The 23,026-nt window shown below is 50.2% G+C and carries 23 protein-coding genes; 17 read left to right on the top strand and 6 right to left on the bottom strand.

Annotated elements, in window-relative coordinates; translation table 11 throughout:
• Positions 1 to 3: 3 nt before the first annotated feature.
• From JHJ32_RS05825 to JHJ32_RS05815, 3 genes are read right to left on the bottom strand one after another with little or no spacing between them, the layout of a single operon-like run.
• Positions 4 to 951: a glycosyltransferase gene (locus JHJ32_RS05825; RefSeq protein ID WP_200120297.1), complete on the bottom strand. Its 948-nt coding sequence runs from the start codon at positions 949 to 951 to the stop codon at positions 4 to 6.
• The gene (locus JHJ32_RS05820; protein ID WP_200120296.1) at positions 944 to 2,518 is read right to left on the bottom strand and encodes a lipopolysaccharide biosynthesis protein; all 1,575 of its coding nucleotides are present in this window, start codon (positions 2,516 to 2,518) and stop codon (positions 944 to 946) included. Before JHJ32_RS05820 ends, JHJ32_RS05825 begins: the two co-directional genes overlap by 8 nt.
• 52 nt (positions 2,519 to 2,570) lie before the next feature.
• Entirely contained in the window at positions 2,571 to 2,858 is a 288-nt protein-coding gene (locus tag JHJ32_RS05815) for a DUF2892 domain-containing protein (RefSeq protein WP_079716179.1), read from the bottom strand.
• Positions 2,859 to 3,040: 182 nt separating this feature from the next.
• Here JHJ32_RS05815 and JHJ32_RS05810 point away from each other — a divergent pair, with 182 nt between their 5' ends.
• From JHJ32_RS05810 to JHJ32_RS05750, 13 genes are all read left to right on the top strand, one after another.
• Complete coding sequence (locus tag JHJ32_RS05810) at positions 3,041 to 3,835, top strand: sulfite exporter TauE/SafE family protein (RefSeq protein ID WP_233632501.1); 795 nt, start codon at positions 3,041 to 3,043, stop codon at positions 3,833 to 3,835.
• Positions 3,836 to 3,870: 35 nt separating this feature from the next.
• Positions 3,871 to 4,428: an AraC family transcriptional regulator gene (locus JHJ32_RS05805; protein ID WP_200120294.1), complete on the top strand. Its 558-nt coding sequence runs from the start codon at positions 3,871 to 3,873 to the stop codon at positions 4,426 to 4,428.
• Positions 4,429 to 4,437: 9 nt separating this feature from the next.
• On the top strand, positions 4,438 to 4,815 hold the full coding sequence (crcB, locus tag JHJ32_RS05800) for a fluoride efflux transporter CrcB (protein ID WP_200120293.1): 378 nt from the start codon (positions 4,438 to 4,440) through the stop codon (positions 4,813 to 4,815).
• 114 nt (positions 4,816 to 4,929) lie between these two features.
• Positions 4,930 to 5,544, top strand: coding sequence for a TetR/AcrR family transcriptional regulator (locus JHJ32_RS05795; RefSeq protein WP_079716182.1), 615 nt, complete (start codon positions 4,930 to 4,932; stop codon positions 5,542 to 5,544).
• Between the two features lie 68 nt (positions 5,545 to 5,612).
• Positions 5,613 to 6,884 (top strand): TolC family protein, encoded by a 1,272-nt coding sequence (locus tag JHJ32_RS05790; RefSeq protein WP_200120292.1) that lies wholly within the window; start codon positions 5,613 to 5,615, stop codon positions 6,882 to 6,884.
• Between the two features lie 22 nt (positions 6,885 to 6,906).
• Positions 6,907 to 7,851 carry an HlyD family secretion protein gene (locus JHJ32_RS05785; protein ID WP_233632500.1) on the top strand — a complete coding sequence of 315 codons (945 nt, stop codon included), beginning with the start codon at positions 6,907 to 6,909 and terminating at the stop codon, positions 7,849 to 7,851.
• Positions 7,852 to 7,892: 41 nt separating this feature from the next.
• A complete protein-coding gene (locus tag JHJ32_RS05780; RefSeq protein WP_200120291.1) occupies positions 7,893 to 8,816 on the top strand; it encodes an ABC transporter ATP-binding protein in 924 nt (307 codons plus the stop codon).
• Entirely contained in the window at positions 8,806 to 9,552 is a 747-nt protein-coding gene (locus JHJ32_RS05775) for an ABC transporter ATP-binding protein (protein WP_079716184.1), read from the top strand. Before JHJ32_RS05780 ends, JHJ32_RS05775 begins: the two co-directional genes overlap by 11 nt.
• Before the next feature lies 1 nt (position 9,553).
• Positions 9,554 to 10,660: an ABC transporter permease gene (locus JHJ32_RS05770; RefSeq protein ID WP_200120290.1), complete on the top strand. Its 1,107-nt coding sequence runs from the start codon at positions 9,554 to 9,556 to the stop codon at positions 10,658 to 10,660.
• A complete protein-coding gene (locus JHJ32_RS05765) occupies positions 10,657 to 11,775 on the top strand; it encodes an ABC transporter permease (protein ID WP_200120289.1) in 1,119 nt (372 codons plus the stop codon). Before JHJ32_RS05770 ends, JHJ32_RS05765 begins: the two co-directional genes overlap by 4 nt.
• A 162-nt stretch (positions 11,776 to 11,937) precedes the next feature.
• Positions 11,938 to 12,675 (top strand): HAD family hydrolase, encoded by a 738-nt coding sequence (locus JHJ32_RS05760; RefSeq protein WP_079716187.1) that lies wholly within the window; start codon positions 11,938 to 11,940, stop codon positions 12,673 to 12,675.
• 95 nt (positions 12,676 to 12,770) lie between these two features.
• Entirely contained in the window at positions 12,771 to 13,607 is an 837-nt protein-coding gene (locus tag JHJ32_RS05755; RefSeq protein WP_200120288.1) for a restriction endonuclease, read from the top strand.
• 4 nt (positions 13,608 to 13,611) lie between these two features.
• On the top strand, positions 13,612 to 14,355 hold the full coding sequence (locus JHJ32_RS05750; protein ID WP_079716189.1) for a TIGR00730 family Rossman fold protein: 744 nt from the start codon (positions 13,612 to 13,614) through the stop codon (positions 14,353 to 14,355).
• Between the two features lie 48 nt (positions 14,356 to 14,403).
• On the opposite strand, the gene JHJ32_RS05745 is transcribed toward JHJ32_RS05750, so the two are convergent.
• Entirely contained in the window at positions 14,404 to 16,230 is a 1,827-nt protein-coding gene (locus JHJ32_RS05745) for a DNA polymerase III subunit gamma/tau (RefSeq protein ID WP_200120287.1), read from the bottom strand.
• Positions 16,231 to 16,297: 67 nt separating this feature from the next.
• Positions 16,298 to 16,885, bottom strand: a complete 588-nt coding sequence (locus JHJ32_RS05740) for an RNA polymerase sigma factor (protein ID WP_200120286.1) — start codon at positions 16,883 to 16,885, stop codon at positions 16,298 to 16,300.
• Positions 16,886 to 17,117: 232 nt separating this feature from the next.
• Between JHJ32_RS05740 and JHJ32_RS05735 the strand changes: the two genes are divergently transcribed.
• The 4 genes from JHJ32_RS05735 to JHJ32_RS05720 all read left to right on the top strand — a co-directional run bounded on the left by JHJ32_RS05735 (position 17,118) and on the right by JHJ32_RS05720 (position 22,767).
• Entirely contained in the window at positions 17,118 to 19,559 is a 2,442-nt protein-coding gene (locus JHJ32_RS05735; RefSeq protein WP_200120285.1) for an outer membrane beta-barrel protein, read from the top strand.
• Between the two features lie 61 nt (positions 19,560 to 19,620).
• Positions 19,621 to 19,965 carry an ArsC family reductase gene (locus tag JHJ32_RS05730; protein ID WP_079716193.1) on the top strand — a complete coding sequence of 115 codons (345 nt, stop codon included), beginning with the start codon at positions 19,621 to 19,623 and terminating at the stop codon, positions 19,963 to 19,965.
• A gap of 21 nt (positions 19,966 to 19,986) precedes the next feature.
• Complete coding sequence (locus tag JHJ32_RS05725) at positions 19,987 to 21,960, top strand: M1 family metallopeptidase (RefSeq protein WP_200120284.1); 1,974 nt, start codon at positions 19,987 to 19,989, stop codon at positions 21,958 to 21,960.
• Positions 21,961 to 22,029: 69 nt separating this feature from the next.
• Entirely contained in the window at positions 22,030 to 22,767 is a 738-nt protein-coding gene (locus JHJ32_RS05720) for a carboxypeptidase-like regulatory domain-containing protein (RefSeq protein ID WP_079716195.1), read from the top strand.
• On the opposite strand, the gene JHJ32_RS05715 is transcribed toward JHJ32_RS05720, so the two are convergent.
• Complete coding sequence (locus JHJ32_RS05715) at positions 22,764 to 22,979, bottom strand: dodecin family protein (RefSeq protein ID WP_079716196.1); 216 nt, start codon at positions 22,977 to 22,979, stop codon at positions 22,764 to 22,766. The two genes, JHJ32_RS05720 and JHJ32_RS05715, sit on opposite strands and share 4 nt — an antisense overlap.
• Positions 22,980 to 23,026: the final 47 nt, after the last annotated feature.

The following is a 23,026-nucleotide window of genomic DNA, read 5'->3' as shown; positions in this document are numbered from 1 at the left end:
TTGTCAATCCGCTAACCGCCTCCGTAGTCCTCTTGATTTTACAGCGGCGATGGCGATATCGCTGAGCCGCAAGCCAAATTCCCCGCGGTGGCGAATCCATAACCAAAGCTTGCTGACCAAACCGTGCCGCATAGACAATGCCATCGTGTATCGTTTACGCTGTTGCATGAACAGCGCTTGCTGCTCGCACAGGTTGCGATAGACTACCTGCTCTGACGCATCGGGCGTGTGGCTTGCGAGAAAAGCCCGCAACCACTCGGCATAGCCCAAGTTGGCCCGCATTTTTTCCAAGTCATTGCCCGACGAGGAAATGGACAGGCTGTTGCTCCGGTAGTTGAATACCGGCTTGTTGGTATGCGCGACGCCTTTTCCGTTGGTGGCGATATAAGCGGTGATATCATCCGAGCCCCAAGCCAGGGGCAGGGAGTAGAACCCGCCCAGTTGCCTCAATGCCTCCGTACGGTACACAAAATCAGAGATGTATTGCGACCGCCATTGGCTGAGGCGGTGCCATATCGAATCGCATACCCGTTCGTATTCCGGGCAGGCGGGCGTCAGCTGCCGCGGCTGCCCCTCATCGTCGATGATGAGGCTCCGGCAGTGGTAGACATCCAGCTCCGGATAGGCGGCGATCAATGCCGAGAATTCACGCAGGAAGTCGGGCTCCATGCGATCATCATCGCCCATCATCACGAGGTATTCCCCGCCGGCCAGGGCCAGGCATTTGTTCCAGTTGTCCGTAAGCCGCACCGCCCCGACATTATGCTCGTTTTCATAATACCGGATGCGGCTATCTGAAAATTCCGCCGCGATTTGCGCGACGGGCTCCGGCGAGCTATCATTAAGGATAATCAATTCAAAATCGGCGAAGGATTGCGCGAGAACGCTCTCGATGCATTCCTTGAGAAACCGGCTTTTGTAAGCCGGTATGCAAACCGAAAATTTAGGCATTGCCCTTCCCTTTCTCCATAAGCGTTTTTTTCAACTGCCGGATGTCTGCCGGTTTGACGACAAAAACCAGCAGATATAATCCATATACCAATGTAAATATGATCGTATTGGCGATTACCGTGCCATAGCCATCGGGAAAAACCAGTTTGGTGGTTATATACTGGCTGACGAGCAAGGCTAATCCGCCGCCGATTGCCGCCGGCAGAAAAGCGCGCGCAAACAGCCGCCGCCCATCCAGGTGCAGTACCTTCGGTATGTAATATACATAAAAAAAGCCAATTTGCAGCACCATATACACCAAATAGCCCACAACGGCCGCCCCCACCTGCAGTGTACCGGCGAAAATCACCGTGATGGGCAATGACACGATACAGGCGACAGCCGAAGAATAAACTAGAAAACGTGTCCTGCCGGTGGAAAGCACCAGGCTGGCTACGGGCGTATTGTGCATGGAAAGCAACACCGTGAGTAACCAAATCGACAGCCAAATCGACAGGTGGCCATACCCTTCGCCCATGTACAATAGCAGGATATCTTCGGCATTCAGGATCAGCACAAAGACCATGAATCCCAAAAAAACGGAGATATACTTGGTCGCCTCAAATATCATGCGCGCAATGCGTTCTTGATTGCCCTCGGCATAGGCTTTGGAAGCCGATGGCAACAATACCTGCATGAACACCCCCCCGAACGCCACGATGAGCATGGCGATGGTCTGGATGACACGGTAATCGGTAAGCACCTCGGTGCCGTCAGCAAATTTGCCGAGCAGCAGCGGCCGCAGGTTGTTCGCCGTCAGTTGGAATAATCCCATGACAAATATGGCGAGGCTGTAGGTCAGTATTTCTTTGAATGCCTGACCATGCCATCGCGGCGTCAGCAAGGACTTCCGGGCTACCGGAAAGACCCGCAGGCGGGCAATATAAAACGGTATCGGCACGAGCGTGGAAAGCGTATAATAAATAAAATAAGTAATCAGTGCCCATTGCATTTGTATAGCCAGCAGGGCGACCAGAAAATTCAGGACGCTGCTGATGACGGTTACGCGGTTGACATACCCCAGCTCGTCCTTGGCACTGAGCAACTGGATAACGACGCTGGAAAGCCAATTGAGGACGGTGGAACATGCCAGGATGTACATGATTTGGCGGTATAACGGCACCTGTGCTTCGGTGAGGTTGAAAAGTTGCTGCCCATAGGCAGACATGCCCAAGAATATGAAGGCATTGACCAAACCGATTATCCCATAAAACACGATACTGGAACGGGATACATCGCCGATTTTGCTCCATTCGCCGCTGGCCGTCCACATGGAGAAATAGCGTACCGCCCCCACGTTGAAGCCCAAATCCATCAGCCGCAAATAAGCATTGAGGGAAAAAGCCAATGCGATAAGGCCATAATCTGCCCGGCCATAAAAGCCCACGAGCATGGGAATGGTGACGAACTTGGCCAGTGCGTCAAGGGTTTTTGCTAAGATACCCCACGCAGAGCCTGAAAAAATCCGTTTGGCCCGACCCGACGTTTCCGTTGTCCTGTCAGTTGGTGCAGTAGTCCTGGGGTACATATTCAGCCAACTAATATCGGCAAAAACACCGACCGGCCAAAATACCCCGGCCTTATTCTTCGACAATCCGCTCGGCGAGCGCGACGTCCCGATCAGGGCATACCGAATCTTTCACTGGGCAGTAGCCTGTGGCTCCGCGAAGAATCAGCGCACCTCCCAGCACGACTTCGGCAAGGGACGCCAACGGTGATCTAAACATACGGGTAATGCCGGTATAAAGCACGAAAGCTCCCGCGCCTACAGACAGTAATCGCTCGGAATTGGCTATGTTGCGGTGTTCGCTGGCCTCCTGGAGCCGTTCTTTTACGTCATCCAGTACTTCTTTGGTCTTGGTATTCATACCTTCTATCCTATCTCTTGATAAACTTATTTTTGTTAACTGCTATAGAAACAACCGGTAACGCATTTGGTTTTAGGAAACCTAAGCAAAGCCGGGATTTTTCCCGAAAACGGCAACGATATTTTGTGGCGCGTTTGGTATCGTTGCTAAATTAAACGTACTTTGCCCCCCAAGACCAATTCTTGAAGCACCCGATGGAAATTGTCGGCTACATCTTGTCCGTATTTATTGGCATTTCCCTGGGCCTCATAGGCGGTGGTGGTTCGATCCTTACGGTGCCGGTATTGGTCTATTTGTTTCATTTTGAACCTGCAGTTGCTACGTCGTACTCGCTATTCATTGTGGGATTTACGAGCCTTGCGGGCACGATCTACCAACATACCAAGGGATGCGTCAATATCAGGGCCGCCTTGTCGTTTGGCCTTATTTCGGTGGCAACCGTTTTCATGGTCCGCAAATATGCCTTACCTGCAATTCCGGATACGCTCTTCCAATGGGAAACCATTGTCATTACCAAATCCAATGCACTGATGGTATTCTTTGCGGCGCTAATGCTTGCGGCGTCCGTATCGATGATTCTTGGACACCGCGAAGTGGCAGCCCCGGCTCCGCAGACCACCCTGCCTAAGCTACTCGGTTTTGGGTTCGGCATCGGTTTGGTTACCGGGCTTTTGGGTGCCGGCGGTGGCTTTCTGATTATTCCAGCCTTGGTATTGCTGATGCATATCCCGATAAAAGAAGCTATTGGTACTTCATTGTTCATCATCACCATCAATTCAATGGTGGGTTTTATCGGTGATATTGGGCATGTTTATATCGACTGGCCGTTTCTTTTCAGGATTTTAGGCATTACGATTTGCGGCGTTATCATCGGCAGTGCCATGAGCCGCCACATACCCGGCTACCGGCTGCGCTCCGGCTTCGGCTGGTGCGTACTCACCATGGGCATCTATATCCTAAGCAGGGAGTTGTTTTGAAATGAACCTAAAGCAAAAAGCCTATCTTTGTCTTTATGAAAATCGCCATCAAGAACATGGTATGTCCACGGTGCATCCAGGCCGTTTCGCAGGTATTTGCCGCTATGGGTATCACGCCATTGGACGTGCGGCTCGGTGAAGTGATCATCAGCCAACCGCTGACGGAAACGCAATACGTGGAGCTGCAGCGCCAGTTGGAAATGTTAGGTTTTGAATTATTGGACGACCAGCAACAGCAATTGGTCGAAAAAATCAAATCCATCATTATCCAGCATGTACACCAACGGGAAGACAATCAATTTCCATTTACCAGTGTCTTGCAGAACGAACTTCATAAAGAATATTCCCAGCTAAGCAAGCTTTTTTCGGAAAAAGAGGGCGTCACGATCGAACACTATGTCATCTTGCAACGCATGGAAAAGGTCAAGGAATTACTCTCCTACAACGAGCTGACACTGAGCGAAATCGCCTATCGGCTGGGGTATAGCAGCGTGGCTTACCTGTCTGCGCAATTCAAAAAAATCACCGGCCTTACCCCTTCGCAGTTCAAAAGCCTCGGTATCAACCTGCGTAAGCCAATTGATAACCTATAATTTCCTGTCATGTTCAAACAACTTATCGCAGTAGGCATCGGCGGGGCAGTGGGCAGCATGCTTCGGTTTCTCGTATCGGTATTGACCAGCAGATGGGCACAGGGGGCGTTCCCTATTGCCACACTATTGGTCAATCTCTCAGGTTGTTTCCTCATCGGCTTGCTGGCGGGCACCTTCAGCCAGCCTCCTTATGCCAACAGCAGCCTCCGCTTGCTGCTCATCACCGGGTTTTGCGGCGGTTACACGACTTTTTCGGCGTTTGCCAACGAAAATTTACTCCTCATTGAGCAGCAGCAAACGCTTGCCGCGGTTGCTTATACCTTACTCAGTGTCCTGCTCGGCATCGCGCTTGTGTGGGTAGGAGTGGCAACCAGCAAAGTCATTTGATACGGCGCGCACGGTTGCATCAGCTGCATACTTACTAATAATATTAATCAAATGATTAAAATATTTGGTTAAACCAAAATTTCGTTTTAGTTTTGCCGCGTACAAGAACGATACATGGCAAAGAAGAAGGACATTCCGGGCGATTTGAGCACCGAGGAAAAAATCAAGGAAGCCGCCCGCAAGGTATTTACTCAAAAAGGTTATGCTGCTACGCGTACACGCGATATCGCCGAAGAAGCGGGCATTAACCTGGCATTGCTGAACTACTATTTCCGCAGCAAGGAAAAGCTCTTTGAAATCGTCATCATGGAAAAAATGCAGCTGCTGCTGGGTAAGATAGGCCCTGTCCTGGCAAACGAAAAAACCACCATCGAAGAAAAGGTAGCCGAAGTATCCGAGCATTACATCAACACCCTCTTATCCAATCCGGATCTCCCCTTGTTCGTACTGGCCGAAATCAAGAACAACCCGGACAAGTTTGCCAACTTAATCAAGACCAAAACAAAAATCGTTGATTCTGCATTCTTCAAACAACTGGCAGCAAGACGCCCCGATATCGATCCTTTGCACTTCATATTCAACATGCTGGGCTTGATTATCTTTCCGTTTATCGGCAAGCCGCTGCTGCAGCTGATTACCGGAATCACGTCCGAACGGGCAATCACCCTGATAAATGAACGGAAAAAATTAATAAAAATATGGTTTCAGGCCATGCTGGAAACACCGTGACGGCATCATGCCGTCCTATTTTTTTACCCAAATATTAATCAAATGATTAATTCAAAAGAATAAACAAAATGATTAAACACACTGCCCTATCCATCTGCTGGTGCCTGCTGCTCTTTCAGCCACCGCTCCGCGCACAGACGCGATCGCTTACGCTACGGGAAACCTGTTCATTAGCCACGGCAAACTATCCCTTGGTGAAGCAATATGACTTAATAGCCCAAAGCGCTAAATATGCTACCGAGCAAGCACATACCGGCTACCTGCCACAAATCAATGTCAATGGGCAAGCCACCTATCAGTCGGCGGTAACCCAACTTCCGATACAACTGCCGGGTGCGGATGTCCCCTCCTTGAGCAATGATCAATACAAGCTCTTTGGCGAAGTTAACCAAAGCCTCTATGACGGTGGCCGCATTAAACTGCAAAAAGCGGCCATCGAGGCTGCGGCTGAGGTAGAGCAACAAGCGGTGAACGTAGCACAGTATCAAATAAAGGAGCGTGTCACCCAGTTGTTTTTTGGCGTGCTTTTGCTGGATGCCCAATTGGCACAAACCGGACTGTTGATAAACGATATCCAGGCAGGCATGGCAAAAACCGGGGCTGCCATTGCCAATGGCACGGCACTGAAAAGCAGCGGAAGTTTACTGGAAGCCGAATTGCTCAAGGCCGAACAGCACAATATAGCGTTGCAAACCACGCGAACCGCTTATTTGCACATGCTTGGTTTATTCATCAACCAGCAGTTGGATGAAGATACCGTTTTGGAACGGCCGGAGGCTGCCCCATCAACGGCGGCGATCAACCGCCCCGAATTGGGATGGTATGCACAGCAGCAAAGTAGCATAGACGTGGATCGCAAACTGCTGACAGCGAAAAACAGGCCCCGGCTTGGCTTATTCATGCAGGGCGGATTGGGCCGTCCGGCACTCAATATGCTGAGCAATGATTTTGAAGCCTATTACTACGGCGGTATCCGGCTGGCCATTCCATTGTCTGGCTTCTATACCTTAAAGAAAGAAAAGGCAACGCTGGACATCCGGAAAAAGATCATCGATGTGCAAAAGGATGTTTTTCTATTCAATACCGACCTCGCCATGAAACAACAAAACACCGAAATAGCCAAATATGCAAAATTATTGGCGCGCGACGACAAAATCATCGCCCTCCGATCATCGGTGAAAGCGGCTGCGCTTGCGCAGCTGGAAAACGGCATCATCAACACCGCCGATTATTTGCGCGAAGTCAATGCTGAAGATCATGCCAGACTGGCCAAAATCCAGCACGAAATCGAGTTATTAAAAGCACAATACGATCGCCAATATACAGCAGGGAATCTATAAGTTACGGACATCACACCTCATCATGATTGAAACAGCAAACACCATGTACATCAAAATGAAACGTATCAATAGCGCAAAAACAATAACCATCGCCTCCCTCTTATTGGCGGCGTGCGCTCCGGAGCAACATCACTACGATGCGGCTGGCACATTCGAAGCGGTGGAAACCATCGTATCGGCAGAAGCTAACGGCGCCATCAAAGAATTGAACGTCGTAGAAGGCCAGCACCTCCATGCCGGGCAGGCCGTGGGTTATGTGGATAGTACACAACTGCACCTGCAAAAAAGCCAGCTTCAATCGCAAATCGCTGCAATGCTTAGCAAACGGCCGGACATCCAGGCTCAAGTGGCTGCGCTGCAAGAGCAACTGAGACAAGCAATACGCGAACAGCAGCGGATAGCCGGCCTGGTGAAAGCCGACGCCGCTACACGCAAACAGCTGGATGATGCCGATGCACAGGTGGCCATCATCACGAAACAGATCGCAGCGCAGCAATCGTCGCTCGGCATTACTACTGCAAGCATCACGCAGGAGGCCTTGCCGCTCGAAATCCAGATCGCGCAATTGGAAGACCGATTGGCCAAAAGCCGTATCGTTAATCCCGTGGAAGGCACGGTACTCGTGAAATATGCTGAAGTAAACGAAGTGGCTGCAACCGGCAAACCGCTTTATAAAATCGCAGACCTCTCCACCATCATCCTCCGGGCATATGTGACCGCTCCCCAATTTGCCCAGCTCAAACTGAATCAACCGGTGACCGTACTGGTGGATGGTGCAGACGGCGGCTACCGCGAATATGAAGGCCTGGTGGAATGGATAAGTGATAAAGCGGAGTTTACACCCAAAACCATCCAAACGAAGGACGAACGTGAGCACTTGGTGTACGCGACGAAAATCCGTGTGAAGAACGATGGTTTGCTAAAAATCGGCATGTATGGCGAAATGCGGTTTGATAGTGGCCGGTGATAACTGCCGGCGACAGAAGATAACGTACATGACAGGAACATATGGTTAGTTTAAAGAATATTACGAAAACGTATACCCACGGCACGGTCAAGGCGGTGGATGACGTCTCTTTTTCGGTAGAAAAAGGTGAATTGTTTGGTCTCATCGGGCCGGACGGTGCAGGCAAAAGCAGCATCTTCCGCATGCTCGCCACACTCTTGATACCCGACAAGGGATCGGCTACCGTAGCCGGGCATGACATCGTGAACGATTACAAGCTGATACGCAGCAAGGTGGGTTATATGCCGGGCCGCTTTTCGCTCTACCCCGACCTCAGCATCGAGGAAAACCTTGATTTCTTTGCAACGGTATTCAATACCACGGTCAAGGAAAACTACCACCTCATTGAAGATATTTACGTACAGATCGCCCCTTTTCACAAGCGCCGCGCGGGCCGGCTTTCGGGCGGCATGAAACAAAAACTGGCCCTTTGCTGCGCGTTGATACACAAGCCCACCGTTTTGTTCCTCGACGAACCCACTACCGGTGTAGACCCTGTATCGCGCCGGGAGTTTTGGGAGATGCTTAAGCGACTCCGGCAGCAGGGCATCACGATACTGGTTTCGACGCCCTATATGGACGAGGCCTCGTTATGTGACCGTATTGCGCTTATCCAACACGGGCGCATCCTCTCGATTGACACGCCGCAGGGGATCGCGGCCGCCTACCCCAACAGCTTATATGCCGTTAAAGCCACGGATATCCCACGTCTCATCCACGTATTATCCACGTATTACCCGCATATGCATAGCTATTTATTCGGCGAAGTTATCCATTTGGATACACGGGGCATGAGTGGGTATAACCTGCCGGACAAACTGACGCAATTCCTTACGGCCGAAGGTTTCGCCGATATTGAAGTAAAGCCGATTGCACCGACCATCGAAGATTGTTTCATTAACATGCTTGTACGCCATGACACTTAGGGAACCGGTCATCACTGTCGAAAACCTAACCAAACGGTTTGGTGATTTCATCGCAACCAACGCGATTACATTCGACGTATACAAAGGAGAAATATTCGGGTTTTTGGGAGCCAACGGCGCCGGCAAAACGACGGCCATGCGCATGCTATGCGGCCTGTCCGTCCCCTCATCTGGCCGGGCCACTGTTGCCGGATTTGACATCTACCGGCAGACCGAGCAGATCAAGCGCCACATCGGCTACATGAGCCAAAAGTTTTCGTTGTATGAAGACCTTACGGTAGCCGAAAATATCCGTTTTTTCGGCGGAATATACGGCCTGAGCAACCATCAGCTTCAATCCAAAAGCAAAGCGCTGATTGAGCGCCTGGGGCTGCAGGCCGAACGCGGGAAGCTGGTAGGCGAACTGCCGTTGGGCTGGAAACAGAAGCTGGCATTTTCCGTATCGATATTGCATGAGCCGCGTATCGTGTTTCTGGATGAGCCTACCGGCGGGGTCGACCCCGTGACGCGCAGGCAGTTCTGGGCGTTGATTCATGAGGCCGCCGCCAGCGGCATCACCGTGTTCGTGACGACCCACTACATGGATGAGGCTGAATATTGCAATCGCGTCTCCATCATGGTGGATGGCCGCATCAACGCCTTGGGTACCCCAAGCGAACTGAAACAACAATTCGGCGAGCCTTCGATGGACGGTGTGTTCTATCAATTGGCCCGCGGAGCAAAGAGAGGAGACTAACATGAGGCAGTTTATCGCGTTTGTCAAAAAAGAATTTTTTCATGTGCTGCGCGACCGGAGAACGTTGCTTATACTCTTCGGTATGCCACTCGCACAGATCCTCATCTTTGGCTTTGCACTCACCAATGAGATCAAAAATGCTCAGGTGGTCGTTATTGACCACGCCAGGGATGATGCCTCCAGGCACATCATCAACCGCCTTGCGGCAAGCAGCTACTTTGAGGTCCGGGAAAACGTGATGGACAAAAGTCGGATGGAAGCCGCATTCAAGGAAGGCCATATCAAACTGGCCGTTGTATTCCCTGCCCGGTTCCAGAGCGACCTCAACCACCAAAACCACGCGCAAATACAAGTCATTGCGGATGCATCCGACCCCAACGGGGCAACGACGCTGACCGGCTATGTCTCCTCCATCATCCAGGACTACCAAACGGAACTGAATGAAGGCAACGGGCTGCCTTACCGGATCACGCCCGAAGTCCGGATGCTGTACAACCCGCAGCTGAAAGGAGCACCCAATTTTGTACCGGGTGTGATGGCGCTGGTGCTGATGCTCGTATCGGTGATGATGACTGCCATTTCCATCGTACGTGAAAAGGAAACGGGCACCATGGAAGTCTTGCTGGTCTCGCCATTCAAGCCGATGTGGGTCATCCTCGCCAAAGCGGTCCCCTACTTGTTGCTGTCGTTGGTCAATGTGCTGTCCATCTTGTCGATGAGTGTATGGGTATTGGATCTCCCCGTGGCGGGCAGCTGGCTGTTGCTTTTTGCCGAAAGTACGTTATTCATCATCACTTGTCTTACATTGGGCATCTTCATCTCCATCAGGGCCAAATCACAGCAGGTAGCCATGCTTATTTCGTTGATGGGTATGCTGCTGCCCACCATGATGTTCAGCGGTTTCATGTTTCCGATTGAAAACATGCCCGTGCCCTTGCAAATCTTCGCCAACATCGTCCCCGCCAAATGGTTTTACATCATCGTGAAATCCATCATGATCAAAGGGGTAGGCTTGGAAGGGATCTGGAGGGAGACATTGATACTGTGCGGTATCACGCTATTTTTCTTCGTCATCAGCTTAAAGAGTTTTAAGATACGGTTGGAATGAGAACGGTTAAATTTTTATTGCAAAAGGAGTTTCGCCAGATTTTCAGGAATCGGGCCATTCTCGCGCTTATCATCGTGATGCCTGTGATGCAGCTTATCATCCTGCCGCTTGCGGCCGATTACGAGGTCAAAAACATCAACCTTTCGGTGGTGGACCACGACCATTCGCCTTATGCGCAGCAACTGGTTGCGAAAATTACCGCCTCGGGCTATTTCAGGTTGCAGGGATACCATGCTTCCTTCAAGGAGGCCTACCGGCTTATTGAGCAGGATAAAGCCGACCTCGTGCTGGAAATACCGCGCGGTTTCGAGCGCGATCTGATCCGCAACGGACACCAGCAATTGTTCATCGCCGTCAACGCCATCAACGGCACAAAGGCCGGTTTGGGAAGTGCTTACCTATCCAGCATCCTGCGCGATTACAACGACGGTATCCGTATGGAATGGATAGCGCCTACGCGCTTCCGGCCGGCGGCCACCATCGAGGTCATTCCGGCCAACCGCTTTAATCCCTTGCTGAGCTACCAGTTTTTCATGGTGCCGGGCATCCTGGCCATTTTGCTGACCATGGTGGGCGGATTCCTTTCTGCGCTGAATATTGTTAAGGAAAAAGAAATCGGCACCATCGAACAAATCAATGTGACGCCCATTAAAAAACACCATTTCATTCTCGGCAAACTCATTCCCTTCTGGGTATTGGGCAATGTGGTTTTTACCGTGGGCTTATTGGTTTCATGGGTGATTTACGGCATTTTCCCCAAGGGCAGCATACCGGCAATGTATGGCTTCATAAGCATTTACCTGCTGGCTGTACTGGGTTTCGGTTTACTGATATCCACCTATACCGATACGCAGCAGCAAGCCATGTTTATCATGTTTTTCTTCATGATGATATTCATCCTGATGGGCGGACTGTTTACCTCCATCGATAGCATGCCCCCGTGGGCTAAGGCGGTATCCCGCCTGAATCCGGTCAGCTACCTCGTTGAAGTCATGCGCATGATCGTACTTAAAGGGAGCGGCTGGGCCGACGTATTCCCGCACCTGGGTGCTATGCTGGGGTTTGCCGTCGTTCTCAACGGATGGGCAATCCTCAATTACCGCAAAAAAAGTTAAAAAACAGCACTTTATAAAAATATCAAATTCAAATTGTAATTTATTAGTCATTATTATCGTCTACCTAAAAAAGTTGGATTAAACGATAAAAAATATTTATACTTTTGACTAATAAAAACAAAAAGTCAAACAGTCGATTGTTGGATCAAATAACTTCACAACATGCAAACCAGAGGGATTCTATTAAATTATGAGGGCACCATTGATACAAATGGGCAGCATTGGGGAGCCATCCTGTGGCATAAATTTCAAAAGCACATCATCGGCTTGGACAAGTCCGTGTTCAACAGGGCGTATACCTACTCCGAACAGGTATTAGCTTCCGAGGATGTCATCAAACCGAGCCATATCTTCCTGGATGTACTGGTACATAAAATCACCCAGCAATTCGACTACTTAACCGCGCAGGGCTATCAATTGGATTACAACAATGTACAGACTATCGCCAAAGAATGCAATAACTTAGCGCTGCGCACGCTAAGGGGCACAAAACGTATCTTGGAGCGTTTATCGAGCACATTCCCCATCGTCCTTGTTTCCAATTTCTACGGCAACCTAAATGCCGTGCTCACCGAATTCGGCATTAAACAATATTTTGCAGATGTTGTGGAATCCAGTACATCGGCGATGCATTTCAATACTGAGATATACGAAAAAGGGGTCAGCCGGCTCGGGTATTCACCTGAAGAGTGTGTAGCTGTGGGCGACTCTTACAACCGGGATATCTTGCCTTCAAAGGCTGTTGGCTGCAAGACCATTTGGCTCAATGTCATGGGCTGGGAAGAGTGGGGGATCGATGAGCTGGAGATATCGGATGCCGAAATCGGCGATTTCGGCCAACTGCCTGCCTTGCTGGAAAGGTGGCAGCCCCAACAGCCCGCGATCCGTGGCCTGGCTTAGTGGAAAAACGCACCCCATAACGCTCGCTGCACGCCTTCAAAATTTGGCATCCGTCTAAAAAATATGCATATTGCCGCCGTTGAAAATCTCCGGCTATGCGTGTCAAGAAATATTCAGGCGAATTGGTTGCGTTTGACGTCAATCGTTTAAAAGGCTCGCTGTCCAAATCTGGGGCAGCGCCAGATGTCGTAAACGGGGTCTGGGATAGGATGAAAACGATGGTTTACGATGGGATGAGCACCGGTGAACTTTACAAACTTGCTTTCCGCTTATTAAAAAGAGAGGCCGATTCTTTCGCTGCCCGCTATAGCCTTAAACGGGCACTCAAAAACCTGGGACCGGCGGGTTATTATTTTGAACAATGGGTAGCGCGCCTTTTTGAACACGCTCATTACCAAACCTTAACCAGCCAATTGCTGGTCGGCAACGCCGTAACCCACGAGGTGGATGTGGTGGCGCAAAAAGATGATGAGTTGCTATTGGTGGAATGTAAATTCCGTAATACGGAGGACGCGAAAATCACGGTTACGACCCCGATGTATTTCTTATCGCGGGTAAAGGATTTCGACAGCCGCGAATTTTCTTTCTTTGGCAGGCAACTCCGATTTACAGCAGGCTGGCTGGTCACCAACGCGTATATGACAAGCGATTCCATCCGTTTTGCGCAATACTATGGGCTGAATCTCCTCGCTTGGGATTATCCTGAGGATAAAAGCATCAAACGCCGGGTGGATAACGCCGGCTTATACCCAGTCACGTGCCTGACGACCATCAACAAAATCGAAAAAGACCAGCTGCTGGCACGTAGTTGCATCTTGGTAAAAGATTTGCTTGCGGATAAAACACACCTGGAAACATTGGACTGCGGGCCGCGGAAAAAGAGAAGAATCATACAAGAAGCTACTGAATTGGTAAACCATTATAACACATGACACGATGAGCAATGCGTTTTTTAGGGAAGAAAAGAAATTTATGGAGGGCGCACGCGCCCGCTGGAAGGAATTTAAATATGTTGGCGGGGTGGTCATGCAGTTTCTCAAGGGCTTCAGAGGGCTGCATTTCATCGGTCCATGCGTCACCGTATTCGGCTCCGCCCGTTTTAAAGAAGACCACCCCTATTATGAACTGGCCCGTAAGGTGTCGGCCGAAATCGGTAAACTGGGTTTTGCCATCATGACCGGCGGTGGCCCCGGCATCATGGAGGCGGCAAACCGCGGCGCCAAAGATGTGGGGGCACTTTCTGTAGGGTGCAATATCCTGCTCCCACATGAGCAAAAACACAATCCCTACCTCGACCGGTTTGTGACCATGGAATATTTCTTTGTCCGCAAAGAACTTTTGCGTAAATACTCCTTCGCCTTCGTGGTCCTGCCCGGCGGCTTCGGCACGCTGGACGAATTTTTTGAAACGCTAACGCTCATCCAGACCGGCAAAATCCAGCGGTTTCCGATTGTGGTGATGGGGGTTGGGTTCCATAAGGAAATCATCGCCCATGTACAGCGCATGATGGAGGAAGAGACCATCAGCCCCGAAGACATGGACCTCCTGCTCTTTACCGATTCGGTAGACGAGGTGGTAGCCCATATCCGGAAACATGCGGAAGGCTCGCCCAGTATCAAGCTGGAGCCGCCGAGAAAAGCAGCCTGGCTATTGGGTGAGCGGAAACTTAAACGCGCATGACTTTAGTGGCGCGATCACACCACTATACGGCGGATAAGGGTAATCGATTTATTCCAACCCCAGATTAAAGGCTTTCCGTAAGGTATCAAGTGCCGGATTCTTGGCCGCCATGGCCTGGTATTTTTCCTGCGCGGTATAGGGCTTGCGCGTGGAGTCATTGACAACGTGCTTGGGTATCAAATCAACGGCGAAATTTCGCAACTTGAAACGGAGCTCGTTGAGGATATCGATTTTTGAAGCATTCAATAAATCCAGCTGGATGGGATTTTCCACAACTACGCCTACCTGAAAATCGGGCAACAACTGCGGGGGATTGGCCGTCATCAGTGTAAACAGGTTAATTTTGTTTTCGGCTTTCAGCTTATCAGCGAAGGCATGCCAGTGTTTCAGCAACTCGTCATGGCTGAACGGCTCACGCTCATCACCTGTCAGCAGCTCGGGCTCATCTGTTTGCGCGGCCGCTTGTTTGTCGTCAAAGATGGTATTCAGATCGGGAATCACATTACTGAGCTTCACCGCTCCCCAGGACCGCTTTTTTTGAGAGTCTGGCGACGGGCGGTCGGTGACCGGCGGCTGCGGATCGGCGACCGGTGCACTGTGGACGGTGCTTGCGACGGCTGAAGCCGGTGCGGGAACGGCCTGCACTGGAGCGGTCGCAGCCTGCACCATGCCATTGACGGGCGTACCATTGGTGGGTGCGCCATTGGTGGGTGTTACAGACTCACTGGGCTTTTTTTTTTCAACCGCTACCGACGCGGCTCCGTTTTTTGCCAACTGGATGGCCGAGGCGATATGGCACATTTTCAGCAACGCTAATTCCACCTGGAGCCGTTGGTTTTTGCTGGTGCGGTAATTGATTTCGCATTGATTTGCGATATTCAATGCCGAAAGCAGCAAACCCGAAGACACCTGCTGGGATTGTTGCAAATATCGTTGGCGGATAGTATCACTGGTATCCAACAGCTTCAGCGTGGAGGGCTCTTTCGCCACCAGTAAATCCCGGAAATGTGACCCTAACCCACCGATAAAATGGCTGCCATCGAAGCCGCGGGACAATATCTCATCGAGTATAAGCAATGCAGCCGGAGAGTCCTCCCCAATAACCGCGTCAGTAAGCCGGAAATAGTAATCATAATCGAGGATATTAAGGTTGTCAATAACCGCTTGGTAGGTCACCTGCTTGTTAGAGAAACTGACGATCTGATCGAACATGGATAGCGCATCCCGCAGACCGCCATCGGCTTTCTGTGCGATGACATGCAATCCGTCAGCGTCATACGACACCCCTTCTTTGGCAGCGATGGAAGCCAAGTGATTGGCCATATCCGCTACCTTGATGCGGTTGAAATCAAAGATCTGGCACCGCGAAAGGATAGTGGGCAGAATCTTATGCTTCTCCGTAGTGGCTAAAATAAAAATAGCATAGGAAGGCGGCTCTTCGAGTGTCTTCAGGAACGCATTGAATGCAGCCTGCGACAACATATGCACCTCATCGATGATGTATATCTTATACTTACCGGTCTGAGGCGGAATCCGCACCTGGTCAATCAGATTCCGGATGTCGTCTACCGAGTTATTAGACGCGGCATCCAGTTCGTGTATGCTGAAGGAGTTGCCGTTTTGAAACGACTTGCAGCTGTCGCATTCACCGCAGGCTTCAGTGTCATCCGACAAATGGCCGCAATTAATGGTCTTCGCCAGAATGCGTGCACAGGTGGTCTTTCCAACGCCCCGCGGACCACAGAACAAAAAGGCCTGCGCGAGTTGGTTGTTTTTTATGGCGTTTTTGAGGGTAACCGTTATATGCTGTTGACCAACTACGGTGTCAAACGTAGCTGGACGGTATTTACGGGCCGAAACGATAAAATTATCCATCGGTACGAAGATAGGGATTTAGCTCGAAACATACAGACCATCCGCTATTATTTGACAAAGATGGTACTCACGTCAGTTTATCGATGATGACGAGCAACATTAAATATGGAATGTATTCCTCGTCAATCTTAAGACGTAAATACTTCAATGAGTTATTGATTTGTTTTTTGACGGTCTGGTCAGAAATATGGAGCCGTTCTGCGATTTCTTTGTAGGATAGGTGTTCTTTACGGCTCAACACAAATACTTCACGCATGCGCTTTGGAAGTTTTTCGATTTCGGCATCCAAGAGATTGGCTAACTCCTTAGCTCCAACCAACTGTTCTAAATTTACCACGGGATCTCCATAAAACTGGGCGAGCTTATCCTCCACCTCCGTCCGTTTTACGTAATCCCGGAATCGCCTGAAAGCAAGATTCCGCGCCATGACAAATAAATACGCTTTGACCGTCTTTACGCCATCCAATTGCCTGCGAAGTTCCCAAAATGTCACAAACGTCTCTTGGACGATGTCTGCCGCATCATCCTGATCCGGCAAAATCCGGATGACGTATTTAAACAACGACTCCCAATGCGCGTCGTATATCTCGGAGAACACAGACTCGTCACCTGCCTTTAGCTGCCTTAATCGGATACGGTCTTTTTCCTTCGCCATGGAGGTATAAATGGGAATTAATTGGTTTTTACTCTCACAATGATACAAACTTTCACTCACCAAACAAAAAAATAGATGCAACAAAACGCCTATTGGCCAACGGCTATATCGTAGCGGTAAGCCAATCTGTTAACCATCATTTAACGTTTATTAACAACTTATAATCACTTAAACTGCTTTCTTTGCTAAAATATAGACTAAAACAACATTCATACTTCATCAGATGGCTACCATGGCACACAGATCGCTATCCGTTATCGGCTTACTCCTACTTGTTACTTTCTTCACATCGATGGCCCAGCAGAAAACGGCCGTTTTGCGCGGCACAGTTGTGGATTCGGCCGGTAATCAGGCCCTGGAATACGTGACGGTCAATATTCGTACGGATAGTGCAGCAATCAAAACCATCCTGACCGATGCCTCAGGCAAATTTGAGCTACCCGGCCTGGCGCGGGGGAAATATGTAGCCGCTTTTGTAGCCGTGGGCTATAAATCGAGAGAACTTCCGATTGAGCTGACTGCCGACATGCCAGAATTGGATTTGGGCAAAATCGAACTCTCGTCTGAAGCGGAGACGCTCGACGAGGTGGTCATCACGGCGACCCGTCCGATTGTCAAGCAGGATATAGACCGGCTGACATACGATGTGCAGGCTGACCCGGAAAGCAAAATACTCACCGCGTTGGATCTGATGCGAAAGGTACCCCTGCTCTCGGTGGATGGCGACGAGAATGTCTTGCTGCAAGGTAATGGCAACTACCGGATTTTCATCAATAACAAACCGTCCGACATGATCGCCCGCAATCCAAAAGAGGTGCTAAAGGCGATGCCCGCGGAGTCCATAGAAAAAATTGAAGTCATTACCACACCTCCGGCGAGGTATGAAAGCGAAGGGCTGGCAGGGATCATCAACATCATCACCAACAAAAACGTCGACAACGGCTACCGCGGATCGGTCAACCTCAATTACCGTGCGCCAGCAGGTGGACCGGGAGTTGGCGGGTCGGTAACCATCAAACAGGGCAAATTCGGCGCATCGGCCTACTTCGGAGGTAGCCTATCGCAGCGCCCACAGACCCAAAGCAACTATGAGCGGACAACCCACATAGGCCAACCCAATATTTTGCTTCAGAACGGCTTCAACGAAGGAACCAGCAATTTTACTTACCTGGGTACCGAGCTCAGCTATGATATCGACAGCCTAAACCTCATCACGGGAGAAATCGGCGTAAACCTGGGCCAGTTCGGCAACGATTTGAGCCAATTCTCCAACACCAGTACCTTTGACGGGGCACCCATTCAAGAATTCAACCTCTACAACAGGGGAAAAAGCCGTTGGGGAGGGTATCATGGCGGACTTAACTATCAAAAGGGCTTTAAACAAAATAAGGACCAACTACTTACCTTTTCCTACCGGTTTAGCAGCTACACAGATGCACAAGACAACCGCATGCGTATCACGGAAAGGTTCAACTACCAGATACCGGATTACAACCAAACAAACGATGGCACGCAAGACGAACATACCGTCCAGCTTGATTACGTGCATCCCGTCAGCAAGCTGAATATCGAGGGCGGCGTCAAAGGTATTTTCCGATTGAACAACAGCGACTTCCGTTCGGCAAATTTTGATGAGGCGACCGGTTCGTTCGTTGAGGACCCCACGCAGACAAATACGTATGAAAACAACCAATACATCCTCAGTGCGTACAACTCCTACCAGTACAAGCTGGAAAAATGGGGATTCAGTGCCGGCCTGCGTGCCGAGCAGACTATCGTCAAAGCGGATTTTATTTCGAGCCATTCCAATGTCGACCAGAATTATTTCAATTTCATCCCTTCAATAGCCATCAATCACATACTCAAGCAAGGCAAGACCTTGAACCTGGGCTATACCCAGCGGGTACAGCGCCCGGGCATATGGAACCTTAATCCGTTTGTCGACCGCTCAAACCCCAACTTTGAGTATTCGGGGAACCCTGACCTAAGGCCCGTGCTGAATAACAACTTTAACCTGCGCTACAGCAGCTTCGGTAAAGCCAGCATCAACATTGGCCTGAACTACTCCTTCGCCAACAACACCATTCAGCGGCTTATCAACTACAACGCCGAAACCGGCGTCTCGCGATTCACATTTGAGAATATCGGCAAAGACCGATCGCTCGGCACAAACATCAGCATCAATTACCCCATTACCAAAAAGCTCAATTTAAATGTAAGCGGCGATATGAGCTACATTTGGCTGGAAGGTATCGTTGACGGCGAGGAGACGCGCAACTCAGGCATGCGCGGATATATCTATGGAGGGTTGAGCTACATGCTTGACGATGGATGGCGCCTCAATGGCAATTTTAGCTACAGCACGCCCTACATCATGCTGCAAGGGCAAAGCAATGCCTTTCCGTACTATGGGATCAGTGCTTCCAAGGATTTGATCAAGGAAAAACTGAGCCTCTCGGGTTCGATATCCAATCCATTTAACAAATTCCGCAACTACATCAATGACATGGCCGGGCCCAGCTTCACGCAATCGTCATTTTCGCAGAATTACTACCGTTCTTTCAACATGAGCCTCTCCTACCGCTTCGGCCGGTTGAAAGATGAGATACGGAAAAACCGGCGCGGCATCAAAAATGACGACTCGGCCGGCGGTGGCCAGCAAGGTGGAAATTAAACTGGCTTTTTTTCGGGAATTTTGGATATAAATTTTAAGTTTGCTAGCATATAGTTCAATTATGCACGTTTACGGAATTAAAAATTGCAATACGGTAAAAAAAGCCCTATCGTGGCTGGAAGAAAACAATATCCCCTATACCTTCCACGATTTCAAGAAAGAAGGCGTTTCAGAAGCGAAACTCCATGCCTGGGAAGAACAGACCGGCTGGGAACGCTTGGTGAATAAACGGGGAACCACATGGCGGCAGCTTTCGCCAGCGGAACAAAGCGCCGTCGTTGATGCTGCCTCCGCCAATCAGCTCATGCGCACCAAAACCAGTGTCATCAAGCGGCCCGTCATCGAAAGCCCGAAGGGTATCATTTTGGGGTTTGACGAAACGGAGTACAACGCCAAACTAAAATAGTCCATAACAAACTCAACACATATGAATAAATCGGTTATATCGAGTATTATCGGCGCAGCATTGCTGGCGGCCGTATTGCCGTCAACGGTGCATTCGCAGGCCGTGGAAAGCAAATACGATTACAAAGAGGCCTTTAATCCTTTTTTCTACAAAAACAATGGCAATGAGTACCGCTCAGCAAGTGGAATGCCGGGACCCAAATACTGGCAGAACGCCGTTGATTACAAAATTTCAGCCAAACTGGATGACAACACCCATGAAATCACAGCGACCGTGACCATGGAATATACCAACAATAGTCCGGATGAACTGGAATTTATCTGGTTGCAGCTCGATCAAAATATGTTTTCGCAGGAAGGCCGCGGACACCTCATTGTCCCACTGACCAGAAGCCGGTATGGCGATGCCCAATCGGATTTCGATGGCGGTTACGACATCAAATCCGTTAAATTCGGCAATGGCAATGATGCCGAGCACCTCATCACCGATACGCGCATGCAGGTACTGCTACCGGAACCATTGCAACCCAATGGCGGCAAAACAACCATCTGCATTGATTATTCTTATGTGGTACCCACGCACGGTGCAGACCGCACGGGCGTATTGGAAACACAGAACGGCAAAATTTTCGCTATCGCGCAGTGGTTTCCAAGGGTAGCGGTATACGATGACATCCTCGGTTGGAATGTGCAGCCTTATACGGGCCCTGGTGAATTCTACCTCGAATACGGCAACTATGAAGTGGATATCACCGCTCCGGCCAACCACATCGTCGTTATGGGTGGCGAGCTTCTCAACGCTGCAGAAGTTTACACCGCCGAACAGGTAAAGCGGCTGGAACAGGCGAAAAAGAGCGACAAAACTGTGATCATCCGCTCGGCAGAGGAAGTGACACAACCGGCTTCCCGTCCGCAGGGCAAAAAGGAGCTGACCTGGAAGTTCAGGCTCGATAAGTCGCATGACGTAGCGTGGGCATCGTCGCCTGCGTTTATCGTAGATGGCGCGAAAATCAATCTCCCCAGCGGCAACAGCTCGTTGGCGCTATCGGCCTATCCGGTAGAAAGCAACGGTGGCAATGCCTGGGAGCGTTCTACGGAATACACCAAGGCGTCCATCGAATTTTACTCAAAAATACTGATGGAATATCCCTATCCGGTGGCCGTAAACGTGGCGGCAGATATCGGCGGCATGGAATATCCGGGCATCGTTTTTTGCAGCTTCAAATCCAAGGGCGCAGGGCTCTGGGGGGTGACTGATCATGAATTTGGCCATATCTGGTTTCCGATGATTGTGGGTAGCAACGAGCGCTTACATGCGTGGATGGATGAAGGCTTCAATACGTTTATCAACGATTTGTCTACCGAAGCGTTCAACAACGGTGAATATTACCGCCCCATGGGCGATGCCAATCGGTTGGCACAGGCGCTTACTCGGCCCGATCTTGAGCCGGTAATGAGCGCCCCGCAGAATATGCAGGAGCGCAACATCGGCATGTTGGCCTACCTTAAGCCCGGCTATGGCCTGCGGTTGCTCCGCAATGAGATCCTTGGCCCCGAGCGATTTGACCGTGCGTTTAAAGCCTATCTTCACCGTTGGGCATACAAGCACCCCACACCGGATGATTTTTTCCGCACCATCGAAAACGTGGCGGGCGAAAACCTCAACTGGTTCTGGCGTGGATGGTTCCAGTACAACTGGCGGTTTGACCAAGCGGTACGCAATGTGGTATATTATGACAATGACCCCAGCAAGGGCGTGCTTATCACCGTTGATAACCTCGAAAAACTGCCCATGCCCATCGTAGCGGATATCACCACGAAGAGCGGAACTACGCACCGCGTGAAATTGCCTGTGGAAGTATGGGAGCGCAACGCGACATGGACCTTCAGATACCCAACCACCGAAGAGGTAACCGCCGTACAACTGGATCCGGACAAAGTGTATCCTGACCATAATCCGGATAACAACCGTTGGGAAGCCCCTAACGCACAATAGATAAAATAGAAATAGATAATAGACAAATTGCCCACTATGCAGTGCTCGAAATTAAGACTCAGATTCCATATGGCCAGGCTCTTAATCAGGGCACTGCATATCATACTCATGGCGATCATCGCGCATACCGTAGCAGCACAGGACACTGTGCTCACCGGTTATGTACTGGAACTAAACAGTGGAGAACCCCTCCCCTACGTAGAAATCAAAAACCTGAACACCGGGAAACTGGCAGAAAGCTCGGCGGATGGAAAGTTCACTATTCCCGTCAAGAAAAATGAGCGATTGCAATTTGAGTACCCCGGCTACCGTACAGATACGCTTGTGGTCATTGAATTTGATATAAAGCGGGTATATATGACTCCCGATGGCAGTGCAATCCAGATTGACGAGGTACAGATACAGGCGATGACCGACAGCCGCCTGGCAACGGAAATCGAACGTGCCCGGAAAGAAGGGCAGGTTGCCGAAACGTCCCAACACCGGGGTGGACTGCGTCTCTCGCCATCTCGCTGGCTGGGGCAGGAAGGCCGGCAGGCCCGGCTACGCTACCGGTTGTTGCTCGCTGAGCAGGAACGTCGCAAAATCGATGCCCGCTTCACCCCGGAGGCGGTCATGGCTGTCACCCCCCTTAAAGGCGAGGAGCTGGAATTGTACATGACCAAGTACCGGCCCACCGTCGAATTTTTAGCTGCGGCAGACGAATCTGATCTACGCCTGTATATTATGGATACGTATGCTAAATTCAAGGAACTGACCCCCAAGCAGCGCGCGGAGATAAAAATTCCTAAACGGGATAACCCTTAATGCGTTTCACTTCGGTCGACCCGGAACGAAACTTTGCATATAGCACCATAGGATGTGATTTCACCATCCTTTACATGTACTTTGAAATCTTTAACGTATACCGAGTCAATATTTTTCACGGTCGCTGACACCTCCTTTACCGCGCTACGGATGGCGTCGTCGAAACTGGAATCTGAAGAGGCGATAACCTCAATTACTTTTACAATAGCCATAATGTTTCTCCTTTGTTTTTTTTACCTTTCAATTAAGATACTAACAA

This window comes from Parapedobacter sp. ISTM3 (assembly GCF_016533505.1).
Taxonomy (GTDB): domain Bacteria; phylum Bacteroidota; class Bacteroidia; order Sphingobacteriales; family Sphingobacteriaceae; genus Parapedobacter; species Parapedobacter luteus.
The sequence above is the reverse complement of the archived record's forward strand: the minus strand, read 5'-3'. Positions and strand labels throughout refer to the sequence as shown.